This window comes from Klebsiella sp. V115_8, from assembly GCF_029967715.1.
GTDB classification, from domain to species: Bacteria; Pseudomonadota; Gammaproteobacteria; order Enterobacterales; family Enterobacteriaceae; genus Klebsiella; species Klebsiella quasipneumoniae.
In genome coordinates, this window is record NZ_JASCAR010000038.1 from 21,406 (window position 1) to 44,515 (window position 23,110).

20 protein-coding genes are annotated in these 23,110 nt (G+C 59.0%); 6 read left to right on the forward strand and 14 right to left on the reverse strand.

The genetic code is table 11. The annotated features are described in order from the left end of the window. Nucleotides 1–192: 192 nt before the first annotated feature. Nucleotides 193–1,380, forward strand: a complete 1,188-nt coding sequence (tsgA, locus tag QLG03_RS17435) for an MFS transporter TsgA (RefSeq protein WP_004202192.1) — start codon at nt 193–195, stop codon at nt 1,378–1,380. Here the strand turns inward: tsgA and QLG03_RS17440 are convergent. Then, entirely contained in the window at nt 1,377–2,699 is a 1,323-nt protein-coding gene (locus QLG03_RS17440) for a cytosine deaminase (protein WP_023291185.1), read from the reverse strand. The two genes, tsgA and QLG03_RS17440, sit on opposite strands and share 4 nt — an antisense overlap. Before the next feature lie 238 nt (nt 2,700–2,937). On the opposite strand from QLG03_RS17440, the gene nirB reads away from it, so the two are divergent. From nirB to cysG, 3 genes are all read left to right on the forward strand, one after another. Continuing rightward, nucleotides 2,938–5,481, forward strand: a complete 2,544-nt coding sequence (gene nirB / locus QLG03_RS17445; protein ID WP_255989209.1) for a nitrite reductase large subunit NirB — start codon at nt 2,938–2,940, stop codon at nt 5,479–5,481. Then, nucleotides 5,478–5,804: a nitrite reductase small subunit NirD gene (gene nirD, locus QLG03_RS17450; RefSeq protein WP_023291187.1), complete on the forward strand. Its 327-nt coding sequence runs from the start codon at nt 5,478–5,480 to the stop codon at nt 5,802–5,804. Before nirB ends, nirD begins: the two co-directional genes overlap by 4 nt. A gap of 153 nt (nt 5,805–5,957) precedes the next feature. Beyond that, complete coding sequence (cysG, locus tag QLG03_RS17455) at nt 5,958–7,331, forward strand: siroheme synthase CysG (RefSeq protein WP_255989211.1); 1,374 nt, start codon at nt 5,958–5,960, stop codon at nt 7,329–7,331. Between the two features lie 74 nt (nt 7,332–7,405). Here the strand turns inward: cysG and trpS are convergent, their stop codons facing one another. The 12 genes from trpS to QLG03_RS17515 all read right to left on the reverse strand — a co-directional run bounded on the left by trpS (nt 7,406) and on the right by QLG03_RS17515 (nt 17,356). Continuing rightward, entirely contained in the window at nt 7,406–8,410 is a 1,005-nt protein-coding gene (gene trpS, locus QLG03_RS17460; protein WP_002920253.1) for a tryptophan--tRNA ligase, read from the reverse strand. Next, nucleotides 8,403–9,164, reverse strand: coding sequence for a phosphoglycolate phosphatase (gph, locus tag QLG03_RS17465; protein WP_023291189.1), 762 nt, complete (start codon nt 9,162–9,164; stop codon nt 8,403–8,405). The genes trpS and gph overlap by 8 nt, the downstream gene beginning before the upstream one ends. Further along, nucleotides 9,157–9,834 carry a ribulose-phosphate 3-epimerase gene (rpe, locus tag QLG03_RS17470; protein WP_023291190.1) on the reverse strand — a complete coding sequence of 226 codons (678 nt, stop codon included), beginning with the start codon at nt 9,832–9,834 and terminating at the stop codon, nt 9,157–9,159. Before rpe ends, gph begins: the two co-directional genes overlap by 8 nt. A 17-nt stretch (nt 9,835–9,851) precedes the next feature. After that, nucleotides 9,852–10,679, reverse strand: coding sequence for an adenine-specific DNA-methyltransferase (gene dam / locus QLG03_RS17475; protein ID WP_004202178.1), 828 nt, complete (start codon nt 10,677–10,679; stop codon nt 9,852–9,854). A gap of 78 nt (nt 10,680–10,757) precedes the next feature. Continuing rightward, nucleotides 10,758–12,047, reverse strand: coding sequence for a cell division protein DamX (gene damX, locus QLG03_RS17480; protein WP_282473662.1), 1,290 nt, complete (start codon nt 12,045–12,047; stop codon nt 10,758–10,760). A gap of 84 nt (nt 12,048–12,131) precedes the next feature. Continuing rightward, nucleotides 12,132–13,226 (reverse strand): 3-dehydroquinate synthase, encoded by a 1,095-nt coding sequence (gene aroB / locus QLG03_RS17485; protein ID WP_023291192.1) that lies wholly within the window; start codon nt 13,224–13,226, stop codon nt 12,132–12,134. Nucleotides 13,227–13,281: 55 nt separating this feature from the next. After that, nucleotides 13,282–13,803, reverse strand: a complete 522-nt coding sequence (gene aroK / locus QLG03_RS17490) for a shikimate kinase AroK (RefSeq protein ID WP_002920267.1) — start codon at nt 13,801–13,803, stop codon at nt 13,282–13,284. 270 nt (nt 13,804–14,073) lie between these two features. Next, complete coding sequence (gene hofQ / locus QLG03_RS17495) at nt 14,074–15,315, reverse strand: DNA uptake porin HofQ (RefSeq protein WP_032429004.1); 1,242 nt, start codon at nt 15,313–15,315, stop codon at nt 14,074–14,076. After that, nucleotides 15,251–15,631, reverse strand: a complete 381-nt coding sequence (locus QLG03_RS17500; RefSeq protein ID WP_023291194.1) for a HofP DNA utilization family protein — start codon at nt 15,629–15,631, stop codon at nt 15,251–15,253. Before QLG03_RS17500 ends, hofQ begins: the two co-directional genes overlap by 65 nt. Continuing rightward, on the reverse strand, nt 15,621–16,049 hold the full coding sequence (locus QLG03_RS17505) for a pilus assembly protein PilO (protein WP_110238276.1): 429 nt from the start codon (nt 16,047–16,049) through the stop codon (nt 15,621–15,623). Before QLG03_RS17505 ends, QLG03_RS17500 begins: the two co-directional genes overlap by 11 nt. Beyond that, a complete protein-coding gene (locus QLG03_RS17510; protein WP_255989215.1) occupies nt 16,039–16,572 on the reverse strand; it encodes a PilN domain-containing protein in 534 nt (177 codons plus the stop codon). The genes QLG03_RS17505 and QLG03_RS17510 overlap by 11 nt, the downstream gene beginning before the upstream one ends. Next, nucleotides 16,556–17,356 carry a pilus assembly protein gene (locus tag QLG03_RS17515; RefSeq protein WP_110238275.1) on the reverse strand — a complete coding sequence of 267 codons (801 nt, stop codon included), beginning with the start codon at nt 17,354–17,356 and terminating at the stop codon, nt 16,556–16,558. The genes QLG03_RS17510 and QLG03_RS17515 overlap by 17 nt, the downstream gene beginning before the upstream one ends. Nucleotides 17,357–17,474: 118 nt before the next feature. On the opposite strand from QLG03_RS17515, the gene mrcA reads away from it, so the two are divergent. Further along, nucleotides 17,475–20,033 carry a peptidoglycan glycosyltransferase/peptidoglycan DD-transpeptidase MrcA gene (gene mrcA / locus QLG03_RS17520; RefSeq protein ID WP_255989217.1) on the forward strand — a complete coding sequence of 853 codons (2,559 nt, stop codon included), beginning with the start codon at nt 17,475–17,477 and terminating at the stop codon, nt 20,031–20,033. 53 nt (nt 20,034–20,086) lie between these two features. Here mrcA and nudE read toward each other — a convergent pair whose 3' ends face one another. Beyond that, nucleotides 20,087–20,647, reverse strand: a complete 561-nt coding sequence (gene nudE, locus QLG03_RS17525; RefSeq protein ID WP_004202164.1) for an ADP compounds hydrolase NudE — start codon at nt 20,645–20,647, stop codon at nt 20,087–20,089. Between the two features lie 320 nt (nt 20,648–20,967). Between nudE and QLG03_RS17530 the strand changes: the two genes are divergently transcribed. Beyond that, nucleotides 20,968–23,097: an intracellular growth attenuator family protein gene (locus tag QLG03_RS17530; protein ID WP_023291200.1), complete on the forward strand. Its 2,130-nt coding sequence runs from the start codon at nt 20,968–20,970 to the stop codon at nt 23,095–23,097. Nucleotides 23,098–23,110: the final 13 nt, after the last annotated feature.

The following is a 23,110-nucleotide window of genomic DNA, read 5'->3' on the forward strand; positions in this document are numbered from 1 at the left end:
TACTTAGCTGTAATAATTGTAACCGCGCAAACGTTCTCCCTTGCGTCGAAAAAATCGTGATGCAAGTCACATTAAAACATGCAAAAGATAACGTATTTCACAATAAACATTTAATTACATCACCTGAACGACTAAAATCTGTCCGCCCGGCGCAGCGTCAACGCGCTTTACCTTTCTATTCACAGGCCAGTCATGACTAACAGCAACCGTATTAAGCTCACATGGATCAGCTTCTTCTCCTACGCCCTGACCGGCGCGTTGGTGATCGTCACCGGGATGGTGATGGGTAACATTGCGGATTATTTCCATCTGCCAGTTTCCAGTATGAGCAACACCTTTACCTTTCTGAACGCCGGTATTCTGATCTCCATTTTCCTCAATGCCTGGCTGATGGAGATCGTGCCGCTGAAAACTCAGCTGCGTTTTGGCTTTATTTTAATGGTGCTGGCGGTGGCCGGCCTGATGCTCAGCCACAGCCTGGCGCTGTTCTCCGCGTCGATGTTCGTTCTCGGCCTGGTCAGCGGGATCACCATGTCGATCGGGACCTTCCTGATCACCCATATGTATGAAGGCCGTCAGCGCGGGGCGCGTCTGCTGTTTACCGACTCCTTCTTTAGCATGGCGGGAATGATTTTTCCGATGGTCGCCGCGGTCCTGCTGGCGCGCAGCATCGAGTGGTACTGGGTCTACGCCTGTATCGGTCTGGTGTATGTCGCTATTTTCGTCCTGACATTCGGCTGTGACTTCCCGGTGCTCGGCAAAAAAGCGCAGAGCGAAAACAGCCAGCCGGTGGTGAAAGAGAAGTGGGGCATCGGCGTGCTGTTCCTCTCCGTCGCGGCGCTGTGCTACATCCTCGGTCAGCTGGGCTTTATCTCCTGGGTACCGGAATATGCCAAGAGCCTGGGCATGAGCCTCGGCGATGCCGGTAAACTGGTGAGCGATTTCTGGATGTCCTACATGATCGGCATGTGGTCATTCAGCTTTATCCTGCGCTTCTTCGACCTGCAGCGCATTTTAACCGTCCTCGCCGGCCTCGCGACGGTGCTGATGTACCTGTTTATAAATGGTTCGCCGGAGCATATGCCGTGGTTTATTCTGACCCTGGGCTTCTTCTCCAGCGCCATCTACACCTCGATCATTACGCTCGGTTCGCAGCAAACTAAAGTCGCTTCACCAAAGCTGGTGAACTTTATCCTCACCTGCGGCACCATCGGCACCATGCTGACTTTCGTGGTCACCGGCCCGATTGTGGCTGCCAGCGGTCCGCTGGCAGCGCTGCACACCGCTAACGGCCTCTACGCCGTGGTGTTCGTGATGTGCTTTATCCTCGGCTTCGTCTCCCGTCACCGCCAGAACAACGCGCAGGCGGCGTCTCACTAAGCCTTCGGCCCCTTTGCGTCCGCAAGGGGGCTGTTCCTCATAAAAGAGAGCGCCTCGCCACCGCGGTCGGTCTGGATCCAGGTTTGCGCCAGCTGGGTAATCGCGATCACCCTTCCCTGGCGAATTGACCAGCGCACCGGCACCTGGCAGCGTACCGCCTCAAAGCCATTCTCCGCCGGGAGGATGATCAGGTTAGCCGGGTTGCCGCTGACGATGCCGTAATCGGTCAGGCCAAACGTGCGGGCGCTGTTGTCAGTGATAAGCTGCAGGCCGTCGTTAATCTGCTGGTAGCCCATCAGCTGGCAAACGTGCAGCCCCATATGCAGGACCTGCAGCATATTACCGGTCCCCAGCGGGTACCACGGGTCAAAGACATCATCATGACCAAAACAAACGTTGATCCCCGCCGCCATCAGCTCCTTCACCCGGGTAATGCCCCGTCGCTTCGGGTAGTCGTCAAACCGGCCCTGCAGATGAATATTGACCAGCGGATTGGCGACAAAGTTGATGCCGGAGAGCTTTAGCAGGCGGAACAGGCGCGAGGTATAGGCGCCATTATAGGAGTGCATGGCGGTGGTATGGCTGGCCGTCACCCGCGGCCCTATCCCCGTCTTCAGCGCCAGCGCGGCAACGGTTTCAACAAAGCGCGACTGTTCATCGTCAATTTCATCGCAGTGAATATCCAGCGGGCGGTCATATTTCTGCGCCAGTCGAAAGGCGATATGCAGCGATTCCACCCCATATTCACGGGTGAACTCAAAGTGCGGGATCGCCCCGACGACATCCGCCCCCAGCTTCAGGGCCTCTTCCAGCAGCGCCTCGCCGTTGGGGTAAGAGAGGATCCCCTCCTGCGGAAAAGCGACAATCTGCAGCTCGACCCATGGCGCCACCTCCTTTTTGACCTCCAGCATCGCCTTCAGCGCCGTCAACGTTGGATCGGAGACATCGACATGGGTACGGACAAACTGCACGCCGTTGGCGATCTGCCACTTGAGGGTTTTCCACGCCCGGGCTTTAACGTCCTCATGGCTGAGCAGCGCTTTCCGCTCCGCCCAGCGCTCAATCCCCTCGAACAGGGTGCCGGACTGGTTCCAGTTCGGCTCACCGGCCGTCTGGGTGGTATCCAGATGGATATGCGGCTCAATAAAAGGCGGGATCGCCAGACCGCCGCGAGCGTTCAACACCTCGTAGCTTTCGTCCCGCGCCTCCCCCATCGGTGTGATCTCGCCAAAGCGGCCCTTATCTATCGCTATCTGCCACAGGCCGTCGCGGTCTGCCAGGCGTACGTTCTGAATCAACCAAAGCGGCGCTGCTGTCATATCACCCTCTCTATTCAATACGGCTTGTTTTCTACTCAACCCCAATCGCGACCTACCCAATTCTTGTACACAAAATCGGCAAAAAGGAAAAGCCAGCGTTTTCCACAACTTAGAAAATTACAGACAAATCAATTATATACCTATTAAGTGGTAGGTGAAGTTGTCATTGATTTGCATCAATAAGCCTGATGGCTGAATCGTTAAGGTAGGCGGTAATAGAAAAGAAATCGAGGCAAAAATGAGCAAAGTCAGAATCGCTATTATCGGTAACGGCATGGTTGGCCATCGCTTTATCGAAGAGCTTCTCGATAAGGCGCCTACCGGACAGTTCGACATTACCGTGTTCTGTGAAGAACCGCGTATCGCCTACGACCGTGTCCACCTGTCGTCTTATTTCTCCCACCATACCGCAGAAGAGCTGTCGCTGGTCCGCGAAGGTTTCTATGAGAAACACGGCGTCAAGGTGCTGGTCGGCGAACGGGCCATCACCATCAACCGCCAGGAGAAAGTGATCCACTCCAGCGCCGGGCGCACGGTGTTCTACGACAAGCTGATTATGGCGACCGGCTCCTACCCCTGGATCCCGCCGATTAAAGGCGCGGAAACTCAGGATTGCTTCGTCTATCGCACCATTGAAGATCTTAACGCCATTGAATCCTGCGCCCGTCGCAGCAAACGCGGCGCGGTGGTCGGTGGTGGCCTGCTCGGCCTGGAAGCCGCAGGCGCCCTGAAAAACCTCGGTGTCGAAACCCATGTTATCGAATTCGCGCCGATGCTGATGGCCGAGCAGCTCGACCAGATGGGCGGCGAGCAGCTGCGGCGCAAAATTGAAAGCATGGGCGTGAAAGTTCACACCAGCAAAAACACCAAAGAGATCGTTCAGCAGGGCACCGAGGCGCGCAAAACCATGCACTTCGCCGACGGTAGCGAGCTGCAGGTCGATTTCATCGTCTTCTCTACCGGGATCCGCCCGCGCGATAAACTGGCCACCCAGTGCGGACTGGCGGTTGCCCAGCGCGGCGGCATCATGGTCAACGATAGCTGCCAGACCTCCGACCCGGATATCTATGCCATCGGCGAATGCGCCAGCTGGAACAACCGCGTGTATGGCCTCGTCGCGCCGGGTTATAAAATGGCCCAGGTGGCCGTTGACCACCTCCTCGGCAGTGAAAACAGCTTCACCGGCGCCGACCTCAGCGCCAAGCTGAAGCTGCTGGGTGTAGACGTGGGCGGTATCGGCGATGCCCACGGCCGCACGCCGGGCGCCCGTAGCTACGTCTATCTCGACGAAAGCAAAGAAGTTTATAAGCGTCTGATCGTCAGCGCCGACAACAAAACCCTACTCGGCGCGGTGTTGGTCGGCGACACCAGCGACTACGGCAACCTGCTGCAACTGGTGCTGAACGCCATCGAGTTGCCGGAGAATCCGGATTCGCTGATCCTCCCGGCCCACGCCAGCAGCGGCAAGCCGTCGATCGGCGTCGATAAACTGCCGGACAGCGCGCAAATCTGCTCCTGCTTCGACGTCAGCAAAGGCGACCTGATCGCCGCCATCAATAAAGGCTGCCATACCGTCGCGGCGCTGAAAGCGGAAACCAAGGCCGGTACCGGCTGCGGCGGCTGTATCCCGTTGGTCACCCAGGTGCTCAACGCCGAGCTGGCGAAACAGGGTATCGAGGTCAACAACAACCTGTGCGAACATTTCGCTTACTCCCGCCAGGAGCTGTTCCACCTGATCCGCGTGGAAGGCATCAAAACCTTCGACGAACTGCTGGCCAAACACGGCCAGGGCTACGGCTGTGAAGTGTGTAAACCGACCGTCGGCTCCCTGCTGGCCTCCTGCTGGAATGAGTACGTCCTCAAGCCTCAGCACACGCCGCTGCAGGACAGCAACGACAACTTCCTCGCCAATATCCAGAAAGATGGCACCTACTCGGTCATTCCGCGCTCCGCGGGCGGCGAAATCACGCCGGAAGGGCTGGTCGCCGTGGGCCGTATCGCTCGTGAATTCAATCTGTACACCAAAATCACCGGTTCCCAGCGCATCGGCCTGTTTGGCGCGCAGAAAGACGACCTGCCGGAGATCTGGCGGCAGCTGATTGAAGCGGGCTTCGAAACCGGCCACGCCTACGCCAAAGCGCTGCGTATGGCGAAAACCTGCGTCGGCAGCACCTGGTGCCGCTACGGGGTCGGCGACAGCGTCGGCTTCGGCGTCGAACTGGAAAATCGCTACAAAGGCATCCGTACGCCGCACAAAATGAAGTTCGGCGTCTCCGGCTGTACCCGCGAATGTGCGGAAGCCCAGGGCAAAGACGTCGGGATCATCGCCACCGAGAAAGGCTGGAACCTGTACGTGTGCGGTAACGGCGGGATGAAGCCGCGCCACGCCGATCTGCTGGCCGCGGACCTCGATCGCGAGACGCTGATTAAGTATCTCGACCGCTTTATGATGTTCTACATCCGCACCGCCGATAAGCTGACCCGCACCGCGCCGTGGCTGGACAACATGGAAGGCGGGATCGACTATCTGCGCAGCGTCATCATCGATGACAAGCTCGGTCTGAACGACCATCTGGAAGAGGAGCTGGCTCGCCTGCGCGCCGCCTTCGCCTGCGAGTGGACCGAGACCGTCAATAACCCGGCGGCGCAGACCCGCTTCAAACACTTTATCAACAGCGACCAGCGCGACCCGAACGTTCAGGTGGTGCCGGAACGTGACCAGCATCGCCCGGCCACGCCGTATGAGCGCATCCCGGTTACTCTGGTGGAGGAAAAAGCATGAGCCAGTGGGTAAACATCTGCAACATTGACGACATCCTGCCCGCCACCGGCGTCTGCGCCCTGCTCGGTCAGCAGCAGGTGGCGATCTTCCGTCCCTATCATGACGACAGGGTGTTCGCCATCAGCAACATTGATCCGTTCTTTAACGCCAGCGTACTGTCTCGCGGCATTATCGCCGAGCATGACGGCGCCCTGTGGGTTGCCAGCCCGCTGAAAAAACAACGTTTCCGCCTAAGCGACGGCCTGTGTATGGAAGATGCCAGCCACTCTATCGCCCGTTTCGACGCCCGGGTAAAAGACGGCCACGTTCAGCTTAAGGCGTGAGTCCCGCATCCTCCCCCCGGCCACGGGGGGAGATATAAGTAACACTTCTGACCGACAGCGCATGAGTGCGGGATATGTCGCATGTTTTGTATTACCTTTGCTGCTATTCTACGACCACTCATTTTCTACCCCTTATTTTTATGAGGTTATTCTGTGGATCACTTACCCATATTCTGCCAGTTGCGCCAGCGTGATTGTTTACTGGTTGGCGGCGGGGATGTCGCCGAACGCAAGGCCCGTCTGCTGCTGGATGCTGGCGCAAACGTCACGGTCAATGCGCTCGACTTTACCCCGCAGTTTCATGTGTGGGCCGATTCACAGATGCTAACCCTGGTGCAGGGGGAGTTTATCCCCTCGCTGCTGGACAACTGCTGGCTGGCCATCGCCGCTACCGATAATGAGACGGTGAACCAGCAGGTCAGCGACGCGGCCGAAGCGCGGCGTATCTTCTGTAACGTGGTGGATGCCCCGCGCCAGGCCAGCTTTATCATGCCGTCCATCATCGACCGCTCGCCGCTGATGGTCGCCGTCTCCTCGGGCGGGACATCCCCGGTGCTGGCGCGCCTGTTGCGCGAGAAGCTGGAGTCAGTCTTACCCCTGCATCTTGGCCAGCTGGCCCGCTACGCCGGCCATCTGCGCGCGCGCGTGAAGCAGCAGTTTGCCACCGTAGGCGAACGCCGCCGCTTCTGGGAGAAGCTGTTCGTTAACGACCGGCTGGCGCAGTCGCTGGCCAATGACGATCGGCAGGCGGTGGCGGATACCACCGAGCAGCTGCTGACCGAGCCGTTAGAGCATCGCGGCGAGGTCGTCCTGGTTGGCGCCGGCCCTGGTGACGCCGGGCTGCTCACGCTCAAGGGCCTGCAGCAGATCCAGCAGGCCGACGTGGTGGTCTATGACCGGCTGGTCTCCGACGACATTATGAATCTGGTGCGCCGCGATGCCGACCGGGTGTTCGTCGGCAAGCGCTCAGGCTATCACTGCGTGCCGCAGGAGGAGATCAACCAGATCCTGCTGCGCGAAGCGCAAAAAGGAAGACGCGTGGTCCGGCTGAAAGGCGGCGATCCCTTTATCTTTGGCCGCGGCGGAGAGGAGCTGGAGACCCTCTGCGAGGCGGGGATCCCCTTCTCGGTTGTGCCCGGCATCACCGCCGCCTCCGGCTGCTCTGCCTACTCGGGGATCCCGTTGACCCATCGCGATTTCGCCCAGGGCGTCCGCCTGGTCACCGGCCATCTGAAAACCGGCGGCGAGCTGGACTGGGCGAACCTGGCGGTGGAGAAGCAGACCCTGGTGTTCTACATGGGTCTGAACCAGGCGCCGGCGATCCGCGAGAAGCTTATCGCCCACGGCATGGCGGAAGATATTCCTGCCGCCATCGTCGAGAACGGCACCGCCGTGACGCAAAAAGTGGTCAGCGGCACCTTAGGACAGCTGGATATTCTGGCGCAGCAGATGGCCAGCCCGGCGCTGATCATTGTCGGCCGCGTGGTCGGTCTGCGGGATAAACTGAACTGGTTTTCGAACCATTAACCTTCGCCTGACGGCGTGAACGACAGGCATAAAAAAGGGCGGGATAATCCCGCCCTTTTTAGCTGTTGCGTCGCTTACGGCTTGGCGACAAAGCCAATCGCTTCGTATACCGCTTTCAGAGTTTGAGAAGCCCGCGCGCTGGCCTTTTCTGCGCCGTCCTTCATCACCTGATTGAGAAACGCTTCGTCGTTACGGAAACGGTGATAGCGCTCCTGCAGGTCAATCAGCATGCCCGATACCGCTTCGGCGACTTCGCCTTTCAGGTGGCCATACATTTTGCCTTCGAAATGCTGCTCCAGCTCAGGAATGGTTTTCCCGGTGACCGCGGAGAGGATATCCAGCAGGTTGGAGACGCCCGCTTTCTCTTTCAGGTCGTAGCGCACCACCGGCGGCTCGTCGGAGTCGGTGACCGCACGTTTGATCTTCTTGACCACCGATTTCGGGTCTTCCAGCAGGCCGATGACGTTGTTGCGGTTGTCGTCGGACTTGGACATCTTTTTCGTCGGCTCCAGCAGCGACATCACGCGCGCGCCGGATTTAGGGATAAACGGCTCAGGCACTTTAAAAATATCGCCGTAGATGGCGTTAAAACGCTGGGCGATATCGCGGCTCAGTTCAAGGTGCTGTTTCTGATCTTCGCCCACCGGAACCTGGTTGGTCTGGTACAGCAGAATGTCAGCGGCCATCAGTACCGGATAATCAAACAGACCGGCGTTGATGTTCTCCGCGTAGCGCGCGGACTTGTCTTTAAACTGGGTCATGCGGCTCAGTTCGCCGAAATAGGTGTAGCAGTTCAGCGCCCAGCCTAACTGGGCATGTTCCGGCACGTGAGACTGAACGAAAATAGTGCTTTTCTGCGGGTCGATGCCGCAGGCCAGATACAGCGCCAGGGTGTCCAGCGTCGCCTTACGCAGCTGCTGCGGATCCTGGCGCACGGTGATGGCGTGCTGGTCCACGATGCAATAGATGCAGTGGTAATCGTCCTGCATGTTTACCCACTGACGCAGCGCACCCATGTAGTTGCCAATGGTCAGTTCACCTGAGGGCTGTGCGCCACTAAAAACGATGGGCTTAGTCATGTTTCAATTCCTGAGTTTCACTGTGCGGTAACCCGAGAGCGGGTAAGAGTTCATTAAACTGGTCGAAGAGATAGTCCGGCTCGCTCAGCGCAAGCGGTTCGCCATAGTTATAGCCGTAGGTCAGGCCAACAGAGCAGCAGCCTGCCGCTTTGGCCGCCTGAATATCATTACGGGAATCGCCGACGAACAGCAGCGCCTCCGGCGTCAGGCCGAGCTTTTGCGCCACCAGCAGCAGCGGTTCCGGATGCGGCTTTTTGTTCTGTACGTCATCGCCGCCGATCACCACGGTAAAGTATTTCGCAATATCGAGCGCGTCCAGCAGCGGGGCGACGAACGGCGTCGGCTTATTGGTCACCAGCGCCAGCGGCAGGCCTTTGGCCTGCAGCGCGCCGAGCGTATCGGCCACTGCCGGAAACAGGAAACTGCCCTCTTCCGCCGCTTCGGCGTAATAGCGGTCAAACAGTTTACGCAAAATGCGCAGCTGTTCGTCTTGCGGAATATCATGATCGTCGACGGAAGGCTTGCCCATCGCCGCACGTAACGTTGCACGCTCCTGACGAGCCCAGGTCAGCGCCCGCTCCATCAGAACATCGGCGCCGTTGCCGATCCAGGTCACGACGCGTTCTTCTCCCGCCACCGGCAGCTCCAGGGCGTAGAGGGCGTTATCAACGGCGGCGGTCAGACCCGGCGCGCTGTCCACCAGCGTGCCGTCGAGATCAAACGCGATGCCGCGGATCGCCTGTAATTTATCCATGACTTACCTTCGCTAATTCATTACGCATGTGATCAATGACTTTCTTGTAGTCCGGCTGGCCGAAGATCGCCGAACCGGCAACGAACATATCCGCACCCGCCGCGGCGATTTCGCCGATATTGCTCGCTTTCACTCCGCCATCCACTTCCAGGCGAATATCGTAGCCGGACGCATCGATGCGCTGGCGCACTTCACGCAGTTTATCCAGCGTCTGCGGAATAAAGGACTGGCCGCCAAAGCCCGGGTTAACCGACATCAGCAGGATCACGTCCAGCTTATCCATCACGTAATCGAGATAGCTCAGCGGCGTCGCGGGGTTAAACACCAGGCCCGCTTTACAGCCGTGCTCTTTGATAAGCTGCAGGCTGCGGTCGACGTGTTCGGAGGCTTCCGGGTGGAAGGTGATGATGCTGGCGCCAGCTTCGGCAAAATCAGGAATGATGCGGTCGACCGGCTTCACCATCAGGTGGACGTCGATCGGCGCGGTAATACCGTAGTTACGCAGCGACTTCAGCACCATCGGGCCAATCGTCAGGTTCGGCACGTAGTGGTTGTCCATGACGTCGAAGTGCACGACATCCGCACCCGCCGCCAGCGCCTTCGCGGTATCCTCACCCAGACGGGCAAAATCAGCCGACAGAATCGAAGGGGCAATCAAATACTGCTTCATCCGCATCTCCTTGAAATTTATTTGGTCTTAGGCGGACGGTAGAGCGCTAAGAGCTCGTCCACCTTTTTACGCGTACCACCGTTGCTGCTGATGCTGCGCCGAACCTTCACAATATGCGTTTCTGCCGCGTTTTTATACCACTCCTGCGTCAACGGCGTGCGGTGGTTGGAAATCAGCACCGGGATCCGTTTCTTCATCAGCGATTCCGCCTTTTGCGCCAGCAGCACCTGTTGCTCCAGGTTGAAGCTGTTGGTGTGGTAGGCGGTAAAGTTCGCCGTCGCCGTCAATGGCGCATAGGGCGGATCGCAATACACCACCGTGCGGCTATCCGCACGCTGCATGCACTCTTCATAAGATTCGCAGTAAAACTCAGCGTTTTGCGCCTTGTCGGCAAAATGATAGAGCTCAGCCTCGGGGAAATAGGGCTTCTTATAGCGGCCAAACGGCACATTGAATTCGCCGCGCAAATTGTAGCGACACAGGCCGTTGTAGCCGTGACGGTTCAGATACAGGAACAGCACCGCGCGACGCAGCGGATCCTGGCTCTGGTTGAATTCATCTCGGTACTGGTAGTAGCGCTCAGCGACGTTGTTTTCCGGGGTAAACATCTCGCGGGCGGCAGCGACATACTCGTCGGTGCGCAATTTGACGATGTTGTACAGGCCGATTAAATCACTGTTGATATCCGCGAGGATATAACGAGAAAAGTCGGTATTGAGAAATACCGACCCGGCGCCCACAAAGGGCTCGATTAAGCACTCACCTTCCGGCAAATGCTTTTTAATATCGTCAAGCAGGGGGTACTTCCCCCCTGCCCACTTTAGAAAAGCGCGATTCTTTTTCATGCTGCCTAACTAATTACACATTCTCCGGCTGTGGAGAAAGCTCCGACAGCATCCTGCGCTTAAGACTACCCCACGGCATTATTTCAGATCAGCCTGAACCTGATGCAGTGGTTTTGCCCATGGATTTTTCGCCTGCACGTCCGGCGGCAGCGAGGTGACCGCGCGTTTCGCTTCATCTTTCGATGAATAGATACCGCTCACCAGCACGTACCACGGTTGGCCGTTACGCGACGTTTCATAGACAACATATCTGTCCAGCTTCTCTTTCTTCGCCCAGTTGTTCAGGTTTTCATAGTTAGAGGAGCTGCTGAGCTGCAGGGTATAGTTACCCGACGGCGCAGATTTCATCGAGCTGACGTCACCTGCCGTTTTACCGCTCTTCGTCGCCGGCGCTGCCGCGGCTGCCGTTGCGGCTGGCGCTGCGGTCGTCGCGGTCGTGGCTGGTTTGCTCTGCGCGGTGGCTGCCGGTTTACTTTCGCTGACGGTCGTTTTCGCCGGAGCGGTAGTGGCCGCGCTTTCAACATGCTTCGGCTGGACCGGTTTCGTTTCTACCGGCGCTTTCGCCACCGCCTGTGGTTTCGGCTGCGGCTTCGCTTCGATGACGGTGTGCTTACGCTCGGCCGGACGCGGCGTTGCAGCCGTCTGACGTTCGGTCGTCTGGCGCGGCGCCGCAGCGCCACTGGCGCCATTACGGATCGGAGCGACGGTTGCCGGTTCAGTTGGCAGCGTCGAGTTAGCTACGGCGCCGTCCAGCTGGCCCTGCTGCTGGGTCAGCGCGTTATTCAGATCGCCCTGAACTTCAACACGCTGCTGGCCCTGCGGCTCTGCCGCTGCCTGGCCCTGGGTCGGGTTCGCGGCAATAGGCGGTACCGTGACGTCCTGCTGTGTGGTGGTATTGGCGGCTGTCTGATCCTGGCCGGCAGCTGGCGTGCTGGCGGACTGGTCGTCAGACAGATTAATGCTCTTCTCGCCGGAAGCGGTCTGCTGGCTGGACGAAGATGGCGATTTCAGCGCGGAACCGATACCTACGATTAACAGCAACAGCACCAGAATCCCCACGCCCATCATGATGTACTGGCGGGAAGCGGGTTTCGCCGGCGCTTTTTTACGCTTACGCGGACGACGCTCTACAGGCTGCTCTTCGAGCATCTCCTCATCTTCCGCATCCAGTTCTTCTTCGAACTCTTCCTCTTCACGCTCACGACGGGCCTTGCCGGCGCGCGTCGGACGGCCTTCATCGGCATCAAGATCAACATCGTCAAAATTGATCTGCGGATCGGCATCACGCTCGGAAGACTGACGGGAACGACCAGCACGACGATCGTTGCGATCGGCTTTCATATCGTCTTCTGGTTTGAAATCATCCATTTAACACCCCACTAAAAGGCTTATGCTCACGATTATTGCACATCACCCGAAATGATAACGCCGCGCGAACGCGGCCAGACCTTCTTATTGTTGCGCCTGCTGAGTATCAGCAATCGCGCCAAGAACCACATCATGCGGCACTCCGCCGCGCAGCTCGCTGCTTCCTATTGCGAGCGGGAGCACCAGCCGCATTTCGCCAGCCAGTACTTTCTTATCGCGCATCATATGGGGCAAATACGCCTGCGCACTCATTTCCTGCGGGCCGCGTACCGGTAAACCTGCACGCTTGAGCAGATCGATAAGGCGCTGAGTATCCTGCGAGCGGAACTGCCCCAGCCGCTCGGACGTATGCGCCGCCATCACCATACCTGCCGCCACCGCTTCGCCGTGCAGCCAGTTACCGTAGCCCATTTCAGCCTCGATAGCATGGCCGAAGGTATGTCCAAGATTGAGTAAAGCACGTAACCCGGTTTCACGCTCGTCGGCAGCCACAACTTCCGCTTTCAGCTCACAGCAACGGCGAATGCAGTACGCCATGGCCTTTTCATCCAGCGCCAGCAGGGCATCAATGTTGTTTTCCAGCCAGCTGAAGAATGCGCCGTCGAGGATCACCCCATACTTGATGACCTCAGCCAGTCCGGAAGCGAGTTCGCGTTTCGGAAGCGTCTTCAGACAGTTAAGATCAACCACCACGGAAACCGGCTGCCAGAAGGCGCCAATCATGTTTTTGCCGAGAGGGTGGTTCACTGCGGTTTTGCCGCCGACCGACGAGTCGACCTGCGACAGCAAGGTGGTAGGGACCTGGATAAAACGCACGCCGCGCTGATAGCTTGCCGCGGCGAAACCGGTTAAATCACCGATAACACCGCCGCCGAGCGCCACCAGCGTGGTGTCGCGGCCATGGGGTTTTTGTAACAGCGCGGTAAATACGGTATCCATCACCGCCAGGCTTTTATACTGCTCGCCGTCGGGCAGGATCACGCTGTCAACGTTGACCCCTGCCTGCTCCAGCGCAGAGCGGACGGTATCCAGATAAAGCGGCGCCAGCGTTTCGTTGGTGACCAGCATAGCCTGGTCGCCCGACTTGAGTGGCAGGAAGGAAGCTGGATCGTTAAACAAACCAGCCGCGATGGTAATCGGGTAACTACGTTCCCCGAGGGTAACAGTAAGCCTCTCCATAACGCGACATCCACCTCAATGACTTTTACTCTGACGCACTTTTATTAAGCCAGAATCAGTTGCTTTCCAGCATATGAATAATCTGGTTCGCGACGACTTTCGCACTCTGATCGTCTGTGCGGATAGTCACATCGGCGATCTCTTCATACAGCGGGTTACGCTCGTCAGCCAGCGCTTCCAGTACTTCACGAGGCGGCGCATCGACTTGTAGCAAAGGACGCTTTTTATCACGCTGCGTACGGGCCAACTGCTTCTCGATCGTTGTTTCCAGGTAGACCACCACGCCGCGGGCGGAGAGACGGTTACGCGTTTCACGGGATTTTACAGAGCCGCCGCCAGTCGCCAGCACAATCCCCTGTTTTTCCGTCAACTCATTGATAATTTTTTCTTCACGGTCGCGGAAGCCTTCTTCGCCTTCAACATCGAAGACCCAGCCCACATCAGCGCCAGTGCGTTTCTCAATCTCTTGATCAGAATCGTAAAATTCCATGTTGAGCTGTTGGGCTAACTGGCGCCCAATAGTGCTTTTGCCGGCACCCATAGGCCCAACCAGAAAGATATTGCGTTTCTCTGCCATTTTTTCGGTACTACTAAGACTATTCGTTAATGATAAACCCGCTTCGCAGACACCCAGCGCCGCAGGGCATGAACTGAAACCTCATATGCAATAGAGCGAGAGTCAGACTAAAAATTATCTCAATACTCCGGCTGGTTTGGCAACTGAATAAAATCGCCGGACAATAAAGGGAGGATTGATGTCGTACCCGACTCTCAAATCGGTACCCCTTGTATGCTAAATCCGTCCTCACGTCAAACACCTGAAACGTGTTTAGCATGAAAAACCTGCTTAACGTACTGCCAGAATCCGTGGCGTAATAAAGACAACCAGTTCACGGCGTTCATTATCTTTCCCGTCGCGGCGAAACAGACGCCCCAGCACCGGGATATCGCCAAGCAGCGGGACGCTGTCGCGGGCGGTTTTGTTTTTCTGCGAAAAGATGCCGCCCAACGCCAGGGTCTCGCCGCTGCGGACTTCCACCAGGGTCTCGATCTCCTGTTTATCAATGGCCAGCGCCTCGCCGTTATCCTGCTTCAGCACCTGGCCTGGCGTGTTCTCGCTTATTCGCAGCTTCAACCGCACTCTCCCCTGCTGCAGCACCGTCGGCGTCACCTCCATGCCCAGCACCGCCTCTTTAAACTCCACCGACGTGGCGCCGCTTTCACCACTGGAGACCTGATAGGGGATCTCGCTCCCCTGCTTGATGCTGGCGGGCTGCATATGGGAGGCGAGCAAACGAGGACTGGCGATAATCTCGACCTGCTGCTTGCGCTCCAGCGCGGAAAGCTCCAGCTCAAGCAAGCGCCCGTTAATTTTGCCGATGTTAAAGCCTGCGCGGGTGCTGGCATCGTTGACCGACACATCGCTGCTTAGGGTGGTGATGTGCCCGGATCCCGGGGTGCTTTCAGCCTCCGCCAGCCGCCACTTCACCCCCAGTTCACGCAGGCTGGTTTCGCTCATCGACACGATATGGGCGGCCAGCTCCACCTGTCCGACCGGCAGATCCATCTCCTGCGCCCAGGCCTTCAGCGCCGGCAGATGCCGCGCATCATCGCGGATCAGCAGCCGATTGGTCCGCTTGTCCGCCATCAGGTTTCCCCGGGCGCTAAGCAACTTACCGCCGCTTTTAGCCAGCTCCTCGGCATCGGCATAGTGCAGCGTCACGCTCTCCGCCAGCAGCGGCAGGTTCTGCAGACGTTTCGCCTGTTCAGCTTCGCGCTGCGCCAGATTGGCTTTTTGCCAGGCCTGCGTATGCGCGTAGATGACCGTCCCCTGCTGTTGCAAAGAGAGGCCTGCGCTATCCGCCACTGCCCGCAGCGCCTGGGTCCAGGGGACCTTCTGCAGGCGCAGGGAGAGCGTGCCGCTGACGTCCGGTGCGACAACGAGGTTCTTATGGTTCATTTCGGCCAGGGCTTGCAGCACCTGGGCCACTGGCGCGTCGTCAACGACCAGCGAAACCGGCTTGTCATTTCGCGCGGCGACCACCGCCAGCGGTAGCAGCAGAAGCAGCAGGCTTATCCATCGCATCATCTTGTTTTCCTTCACGTTGCCAGCGCCACGCTGGCGGTTCACATCCCGGGGGCGTGACGATGTCCAGCTCGCCGGCCGTCAGCCGACTCACCCGCCAGCCCGTGGGCAATTGCTCATCCAGGCGTACCCGTCGCCACATGCCGCTTCCGTCCTGCAAAAACCCCGTCCAGCCTGCGCCATCGCCGGCCGCGCCGCCATAGCGCCATTGCGACAGCTGCGCCGTGCGGCAAGGATCTTCAACCGGCAGGAAAGGATCGCGCCCGGCCGCCAGCAGCGACAGCGGCAACCACAGCAAAATCCAGCATTTACCGCCCATCTTCCGCCTCCAGCTGCAGCCGCATGCGCAGCGCCTGCCCCTCGCGCTCCAGCGAGAACGAACGCGGGTTCATCCCGCAGCGCGCCAGCCATGAGAACAGGGCGGGTACCGTCGGCCAGGGGAGAGACAGCGCCATCTCACCGCCGCTCCCCTGCGGATGCCAGGCGATTAGCTTCGCGCCGGCGAGCGGAATGGCGATGGGCGAGAACGGCTGCTTGTCGATGCGTTCCCCGGAACTTTCACCGCCGGGGATGCGCAGCGCCATGATCCGCCGCCACTGCGTTTGCAGAGCGCCATCGCGGGACAGCGCCGCCAGCGGCTGGGGGGCATCGCGCCAGAGCGCCACGCCGCCCCCCATCAGCCCCATCGCGAGCAGGATCAACAGCCCCGCCCGGGTGCGCCGGGTGTTAATCCGCATCGGCGCGCGCTCCCGACAGGGTAAAACTGAACCGCCAGCGCCCCTCGGCGTCGCGCTGCGTTCCGCCGGCTTTAGCCGGCGCGAATCCCGCGACGCTGGCCAGAGCAGCCTCCACCCGGGCCAGCGCCTGCAGGTTGAGGGCCAGACCATCCAGCGTCAGGCGCGCCCCCTGGTACTCCAGCCGCGTCAGCCATGCCTGAGCGGGCAGGCCTGCCGCGAGCGCCATTAGTCGGGGTTGCCAGGCGGCGATCGTCGATCTGCGCTGGCGCTGCTCGCGCTGGCGTTGATGCTGCTGCCATGCCTCGCGCATCGCCTGTTCACGCTGTTTGAGCGAGGCGAGCAACGATGCGTCGGCTGTCGTGTGGATCCTCGCCAGGGCGTCGCGCTGTAGACCCGCTGTTTGCCCCGCCTGCAGGGTCGTTCCCACCAGCAGCACGATACCGGTGGCTAACAACAGGGCGTAGCGCAGGCGCTGGCGGCGACGCAGGTCACGCCAGGGGAGAAGATTAACGACATGCGTCATGGCGCCCGCCTCCCAGCGCCAGCCCAAGGGCAATGGCGTAGCGATCGCCGTCGGCTGGCAGCGGAGGCTGCCGGCGGTGAACCACCTGCCAGACATCAAAACGACTGCCCTCGTCGCCCGCATCAGCGCACAGGCGCAAAGGAACCTGAAGTTGCCCCGCCAGCTGGCTTAAGGACCCTATCGCATCGCAGGCGTCACAGCCCCAGGCCTCCTGGGTCGCCCATAGCCAGTACTTTTCATCCCGCCACGCCAGGCCTTGATCTGCTGCCGTCACCCAGGGGAAAAAGGCGCCGAGCGCGCTGGCATCCGGTACGATGGCCGCCACCCGCAGCCGCAGCCGCCCTGCCAGCTCCCGCAAAACATTGATATCCAGCCGCTGCGCCGCCGTCACCTGCCAGCCGTCATCCCGCGAGGTGGGCGCATAATCAATACATAGAGAGGAGGCGGGCATCGCCAGCTGCTGGGTCATGGCGCTGGCTATCCACGTCGCCTGTTCCCGCTCTCGCAGGGCGAACTGGGGATAAGGCAGACGTTTTTGCAGCGTGCGAGCCGCGGGAAAGGCGATACTGATCTGATGCTGCGCCGGTAGCTCCCGCCGCCAGGCGGCCAGCCGTGAGCCGAGGGCGCTAACGTCCGCCACCATCCCCTGCCGCACCAGACCTGGCGGCAGCGGAATGCGCCACCAGCGGCGCAGTGCCCAGTGTGAGCGCTCATGCAGTAGCGCGACAATGGCAATGCTATCCTGTTGGATATGCATTCCGATCCGCCAGTTTCTGAAAGCCATGCTTACGATCTCCTTATCCGGCAAAACTGTCCGGCTATATCAATGCACCTGGCTTGCCTTTATACTACCGCGCGTTTGTTTATAAACTGCCCAAATAAAACTAAATGGGAAAACACCGGTGAAGTTCGTAAAGTATCTATTGATCCTTGCAGTCTGTTGCGTACTGCTGGGAGCAGGCTCGATTTTTGGCCTCTACAAATACATAGAGCCGCAACTCCCCGACGTCGCAACCCTGAAGGATGTGCGTTTGCAGATCCCGATGCAGGTCTATAGCGCCGACGGTGAGCTTATTGCGCAGTACGGCGAAAAGCGCCGTATCCCTGTAACGTTGCAGCAAATTCCCCCCGAGCTGGTGAAAGCGTTTATCGCCACCGAAGACAGTCGTTTCTATGAGCATCACGGCGTCGATCCGGTGGGTATTTTCCGCGCCGCCAGCGTGGCGATGTTCTCAGGCCACGCCTCGCAGGGCGCCAGCACCATCACCCAGCAGTTAGCGCGTAACTTCTTCCTCAGCCCCGAGAAGACGTTGATGCGTAAGATTAAAGAGGCCTTTCTGGCCATCCGCATCGAGCAGTTGCTGAACAAAGATGAAATCCTTGAGCTGTATCTGAACAAGATTTACCTCGGCTACCGCGCCTATGGCGTCGGCGCCGCGGCGCAGGTCTATTTTGGCAAACCTATCGACCAGCTGACCCTCAGCGAAATGGCGGTGATTGCCGGTCTGCCGAAAGCCCCGTCCACCTTTAACCCGCTCTATTCGATGGATCGCGCCACAGCCCGTCGCAACGTGGTGCTGTCGCGTATGCTGAGCGAGGGGTACATCACCCAGGCGCAATACGATGAAGCGCGCAGCGAACCCATCGACGCCAGCTACCACGCGCCGAAAATCGCCTTCTCAGCGCCTTATCTGAGCGAAATGGTGCGCCAGGAGATGGTGAATCGCTATGGCGAGCAGGCCTATGAAGATGGCTACCGGGTGTACACCACGATTACCCGCAAAAACCAGCAGGCGGCCCAGCAGGCGGTCCGCAATAACGTGCTGGATTACGATATGCGTCACGGCTACCGCGGCCCGGCCAGCGTGCTGTGGAAGGTCGGCGAAACGCCGTGGGAGGCGAAAAAGATCGTCGACGCCCTGAAGCGCCAGCCTGGCTTAGGCCCGCTTTCTCCTGCGGTGGTCACCTCCGCGAATGCCCAGGAGGCCGTCGCGCTGTTGGCTAACGGCGACTCCGTTTCACTGACGATGGACGGCGTGCGCTGGGCTCGTCGCTTTATCTCCGATACGCAGCAGGGAGCGACTCCGCGTAAAGTCAACGACGTCGTGCAGGCCGGGCAGCAGATCTTGGTTCGCAAAGTGGGTGACAGCTGGTGGTTGTCGCAGGTCCCGGACGTCAACTCGGCGCTGGTCTCCATTAACCCGCAAAACGGCGCGATTATTGCCCTTGTCGGTGGGTTTGACTTCAACCAGAGCAAGTTTAACCGCGCCACCCAGGCGCTGCGCCAGGTCGGCTCCAACATCAAGCCGTTCCTCTACACCGCTGCGATGGATAAAGGCTTAACTCTGGCAAGCATGCTCAACGATGTGCCAATCTCGCGCTGGGACGCCGGGGCCGGCTCCGACTGGCGGCCGAAAAACTCGCCGCCGCAGTATGCCGGTCCGATTCGTTTACGCCAGGGCCTGGGGCAGTCGAAAAACGTGGTAATGGTGCGCGCCATGCGCGCCATGGGCGTTGACTATGCCGCCGAGTATCTGCAGCGCTTTGGTTTCCCGGCGCAAAACATTGTCCACACCGAATCGCTGGCGCTGGGCTCCGCCTCCTTTACGCCTCTGCAGGTCGCCCGCGGGTATTCGGTGATGGCCAACGGCGGCTTCCTGGTCAACCCGTTCTTTATCAGTAAGATTGAGAATGATCAGGGTGGGGTCCTCTTCGAGGAGCGCCCGAAAATCGCCTGCCCGCAGTGTGATTTACCGGTGATTTACGGCGATACGCCAAAATCCAATGTGCTGGAAAACAAAGATGTGGAAGATGTCGCCACCTCGACGGAACCGCAGAATGGCAACGTGCCGCCGCAGCCGCAGCTGGAGCAGGCCAATCAGTCACTGGTGGCGCAGAGCGGCGCCCAGGAATACGCGCCGCATGTGATCAATACCCCGCTGGCCTTCCTGATCAAGAGCGCGCTGAACAGCAACATCTTTGGCGAACCGGGCTGGATGGGAACCGGCTGGCGCGCCGGACGGGATCTGCAGCGGCATGACATCGGCGGCAAAACCGGAACCACCAACAGCTCGAAGGACGCCTGGTTCTCAGGCTACGGGCCGGGCGTGGTGACCTCGGTTTGGATCGGCTTTGACGATCATCGTCGCGATCTTGGCCGGACCACCGCATCAGGGGCGATTAAAGATCAGATCTCCGGCTACGAAGGCGGCGCCAAAAGCGCCCAACCGGCCTGGGACAGCTTTATGAAGAGCGTGCTGGAAGGCGTTGCGGAAGAGCCGTTAACGCCGCCGCCGGGAATCGTCACGGTGAATATCGATCGCAGCACCGGTCAGCTGGCGAACGGGGGCAACAGCCGGGCGGAATACTTTATTGAGGGTACCCAGCCCACGCAGCAGGCGGTCCATGAGGTGGGCACCACCCTGACGGACGGCGGCGGTGAAACCCACGAGCTGTTCTGACAAAAAAAGCGCCTGCGGGCGCTTTTTTATTGCTGCTTAGCGTGAACGCTCGTTCAGAGTCTCCCCTGGGCCTGCAGCCATTCCCGCACTAAAAACAGCGCGCTGACGTTGCGGGCCTCGTTAAAATCTTCTTCATCCAGCAGCGACATCAGCTGCGCCAGCGGCCAGCGCACCTGCGGCAGCGGCTCAGGCTCATCGCCCGGCAGCGACTCCGGATAGAGATCTTCCGCCACCAGGATATTCATTTTGCTGGAGAAGTAAGAGGGAGCCATACTGAGCTTCTTCAGGAACGTCAGCTTATTGGCGCCGAAGCCAACCTCTTCTTTCAGCTCGCGATTGGCCGCTTCATCCACGGTTTCACCCGGATCAATCAGCCCTTTGGAGAAGCCCAGCTCGTAGGATTCCGTCCCGACGGCATACTCGCGAATCAAAATAATATGATCATCCACAATCGGCACAATCATTACCGCTTCGCGGGTGGAAGGCCGCATACGTTCATAAACACGACGCACACCGTTGCTGAATTCCAGATCGACGCTTTCGACATTAAAGAGGCGCGAACGGGCGACAGTTTCAACATTGAGAATGGTGGGTTTTTGTAATGATTTGCTCATTGTCATCGGTCTATGCTGTGATTAAGCAGTCATTGTGCGATACGCAACACGCTTTCGGCAATCCAAATCGCCACTTATTTACAGAGTTGTAACCTTTTCCCTGCAAAGGTGAAAGTAATAAAGATAAAAAAGTCAATAGCTTGAATTCTGTTTGAGAATTTACCGATTTCTGCGCTTTAACGTTTTTGGTAAGCTTATACACTGCTGCATGACATATTCACTACCCTGCAAGCAGGTGCGCCGCTAACACTGCAGCTTGACGTTAGTCTTCACGTTCACCGACGATTTCGTAAGAAAAATATAACTATGATGGGATGGGCATGGGCACCTTTCTGATATTCCTTACAGCTCTGCTAATCTGCGTATTGCTCATTGGATGGTGGTATCGCACGCACGCCAGACGCCGCCGGCTCCCCCTACTGCACGCCTTTAGCGATGCCACCACGCGGCCGCTCCCTGCCGATGAGCGCCAGGCCATCGAAAAGTATCTTGCCGAACTGAGCCGCGCCCAGCAGGTGCCCGCGTCCGGCGCCACCAGCGCGCCCGTCGCTCTGGCGCTAAACGAACAGAGCGATACCGTCTATGGGTTGACGCGAGCTATCACCCGCTACGGGATCACCACCGACGCGCCGAATAAATGGCGCTATTTTCTCGATTCGGTGGAGGTACATCTGCCGCCGTTCTGGGAACAGCATATCAACGATGAAAACAGCGTTGAGCTGATCCCCACCGACAGCCTGCCGCTGGTTATCACCCTTAACGGTCATACCCTGAGCGACTATCGTCAGGAAGCGCAAAGCTACGCTCTGGAACGCGCCTCGGCCACCCAGGCCTCGATTCGCGGCGAAGAGAGCGAACAGGTAGAGCTGCGGCAGATCCGGCGGGAAAGCCCGGAAGAGCACGCCCTGAATCGCCCGGACGGTCTGCGGGAAGCGATCCTGATCGTCGCCTCTTTCCTGTTCTTTTATTTCAGCCTGATTGGGCCAGCCGTCTTTACCCCGTGGCTGGTAGCCGCCGGTTTGCTGCTGCTCGCCGCCGGCCTGTGGGGGATCTATGCCCCGCCGCGCCGCGCCGCGCTGCGCGAAATCCACTGCCTGCGCGGCGTCCCGAAGCGCTGGGGGCTGTTCGGCGAAAACGATCAGGAACATATCAATAATATCTCGCTGGGCATTATCGATCTCATCTATCCGCGCCACTGGCAGCCCTGGATCGCCCAGGACCTCGGACAGCAGACCGATATTGATATCTATCTCAACCGCCATGTGGCCCGTCAGGGACGCTACTTGTCGCTTCATGATGAAGTGAAAAATTTCCCGCTGCAGTACTGGCTGCGCAGCGCGATTATCGCCGCCGGCGCTCTTGTGGTGGTGATCATGCTATGGGCCAGCGTACCGCTGAATATGCCGTTTAAGTTCACCCTGTCGTGGCTGAAGGGGGCGCAGACGATTGAAGCCACGACCGTCAGCCAGCTGGAAAAGGCCCATGTGCGCATTGGCGATACGCTGCGCCTGACCGGTACCGGGATGTGCAACATCCGCACGCCGGGCAGTTGGACGGCCAAAGAGGATTCGCCGTTCCTGCCTTTCGATTGTTCGCAGATTGTGTGGAACGATGCCCCTCCTCTGCCGCTGCCGGAGTCTGACATTGTCAGCAAAGCGACCGCCCTGATGGAGTCCGTCCAGCGTCAGCTGCACCCGGAAACCGACGACGACTCCCGCGTCAGCCCGGCGCTGCGCTCCGCCATTCAAAAATCAGGCATGGTGCTGCTGGATGATTTCGGCGATATCGTTCAGAAAACCAACGATCTCTGTTCGGCTGCCGATGATTGCCTGCGCCTGAAGAACGCGCTGGTTAATCTCGGCAATACCCGTAACTGGGAGACGTTAACCAAGCGCGCGTCCGCCGGGAAACTGGATGGTGTGAACGTGCTCCTGCGACCAGTCAGCGCCGAGTCGCTGGAGAATCTGGTGACCACCTCAACCGCCCCCTTTGTAATGCGTGAAACCTCGCGAGCGGCGCAGGCGCTCAACAGCCCGGCCCCGGGCGGCTTCCTCATCGCCAGCGACGAGGGCAGCGTGCTGGTCAATCAGCCGTGGCCGGCGGTAAGCCTGTATGATTACCCGGCGCATGAGCAATGGGGCGAACTGCGGCGGCTGGCCGGTATGCTGATGCATACCCCCTTCCACGCCGAAGGGATCGTCACCAATCTGTTTACTGACGCCAACGGCACCCAGCATATCAACCTGCACCGCATTCCCGACCGCAGCGGCCTGTGGCGCTATCTGGGCATCACTCTTCTGCTGCTGTCGATGGTGGGATGCATGGCTTACCACGGCGTGCAGGCGCTGCGTCGTTATCAACGCCATCGCCAGCGTATGGAAGAAATTCAGAAATATTACGAAAGCTGCCTGAACCCGGTGCTGCTCCCCTCGTCTGACCCGCAAGATTAATTTCCCCGGCGGC